The organism is Pseudoalteromonas sp. A601 (assembly GCF_002165575.1).
Lineage (GTDB): Bacteria > Pseudomonadota > Gammaproteobacteria > Enterobacterales > Alteromonadaceae > Pseudoalteromonas.
This window is the reverse complement of record NZ_MXQF01000077.1, coordinates 1-1849: the sequence shown is the minus strand read 5'-3', so window position 1 is coordinate 1849 and position 1849 is coordinate 1. Positions and strand designations below refer to the sequence as shown.

The following is a 1849-nucleotide window of genomic DNA, read 5'->3' as shown; positions in this document are numbered from 1 at the left end:
GGCTAAAGCCTGTTCCCACAAAAAATATGGATAAAATGCTTCGAGCCCGTGCAGCGATCTTCGGGCTAAGAGTTAACCCTAGTTCCTAGTCACTTCCCTAGCTCCTAGTACCTTTACACACCTAGCCACTACCCTAAAGCCTAGCACATTTCTATATTCGGAATAACGCTTTCTAAGCGTTGTATATCTATATCACTAATATCAGCAAAGCGCTTAAAGTGGCTCGGCCATTGCCGCGTGTAGTCTTTGATCTGGCTGATTATTTTTGTCGCTTTTGCCCTCGTTAAACCAAAGCGTTTTGCTTGCGATAACAAATTATCGATACTGGCGTATCGACCATCATCTCCCAGCCCAATGCCATGTTGTTTTGAGTTATTGATTGGGGTGATGTCGTAAGCTGGGCTCATACGCCAAGTTTTATTTGCAAAATGGTACAAAAACGCATGGTTGCGACTGTGATCATCAGTGTTACCAATAAGTGCATTAAACACCATTCGCTTATAAAGCTCGATTGCATCACCGGCAAACTCATCGGTATGGTGACGAATAAATTCAGCCAATTCGCCATACGAATAATAAGTTGCTAAATCACTCATAGCCACTTTAGGTTTTTGTAGTAAGCTATTTGCACTTAAAAAGTGATGAGTCGGTGAGCCTTTGTTTACATCAAACCGTTCAACTAATAGCACATCACCATTGTGTGTTTCGTGAATTTGAGTATTCGCAGTACGAATGCCTAATTCTTTAGCCATACACATAGCTGCGTGTTCAGCGCGTACTAAATTGAATAAATCATCATGACGATTAAACTTTGCTAAATAAAGTTTTTTGCCAATTTGCACAGAGGTTTTGGGCCGTGCGCCGCCCATACTTTGGCCAAACTCAAAGGCCTTTTTAGCCTCATTTGAAATAGCTTTATTAGCTAAAAGATCATCTTTTGCTTGATCTAGCAAAGCTAAGTCAGCCAAGGTGTTTTTATTGGTTTTATGCTTCGATGCACTACGCGATAAGCTAAATACTAATGCGCCAACACCATAACCAGAGCCTGCAAGTAGAAACTCCAGCTCGTTTTGTGGTTTGGTTGTATGCAAAGATAAAATGAGCTTACGCCCCCATGAATCAGCACCAGCATCACTTAACACCCCAAATACACCTTTACTTGCGCTATAGCTGACTATACCTTGCTGCAAAGGCAGATGGATTGGGTCAAGTGCAAAGGCATCAGTGCGAGCAAGATAACTTTTACCATAGTTAAACTCACCACGACTAGTTTTAGTATCTAACTTAAAAAAGCCACAGATTACGGGTGTGCTTTCTAGCCCATCTATAAATACATAGCATTCAGAAGTCATCGTTAATCACCTGCGCTTTATGAGTTTTACGTTGTCGTGCATTGTACCCACCAACATCAGCGGCCAGCTCGTTAATTTCATCCAGCAGCGCCCCCTGTAATTGCAACACGACTAATGCTTCAAACAATATATCGCTTTTAACAACTTCACCTTGTTCAAGCTTTTGTACAGTTGAGCGCGACACACCAATCATCTTGGCAAAAGTGCTCTGAGTGTAATGTAAAGTGCGGTGCTGGCGGATTAGGTCACCTAACCGCTGTGCCAGTTTTAATGCTTGTTCAGATCTCATAGGTGAATGCTAAATCAGTCAATAGGCTATTAATGATTAGTTTAGCGGTATTTAAATTGTTTGCAAGAAGGTTTATAAATCTTATTGATACTGTGATTGTTTAAAATCAATTTTACCACCGAGGGCACAGAGGGCACAGAGGCGCTGCGCTATACAGAGAAAGCATTAATAAAAATATTTGCACAAAGAGAAGACAATGAGAGTAAAT

2 protein-coding genes are annotated in these 1849 nt (G+C 41.2%); both read right to left on the bottom strand.

Annotated features, from left to right (window positions below; genetic code table 11):
* Nucleotides 1-140: 140 nt before the first annotated feature.
* Entirely contained in the window at nt 141-1352 is a 1212-nt protein-coding gene (locus B5G52_RS21720) for a type II toxin-antitoxin system HipA family toxin (RefSeq protein ID WP_087534703.1), read from the bottom strand.
* The gene (locus B5G52_RS21715; protein ID WP_087534702.1) at nt 1342-1641 is read right to left on the bottom strand and encodes a helix-turn-helix transcriptional regulator; all 300 of its coding nucleotides are present in this window, start codon (nt 1639-1641) and stop codon (nt 1342-1344) included. Before B5G52_RS21715 ends, B5G52_RS21720 begins: the two co-directional genes overlap by 11 nt.
* Nucleotides 1642-1849: the final 208 nt, after the last annotated feature.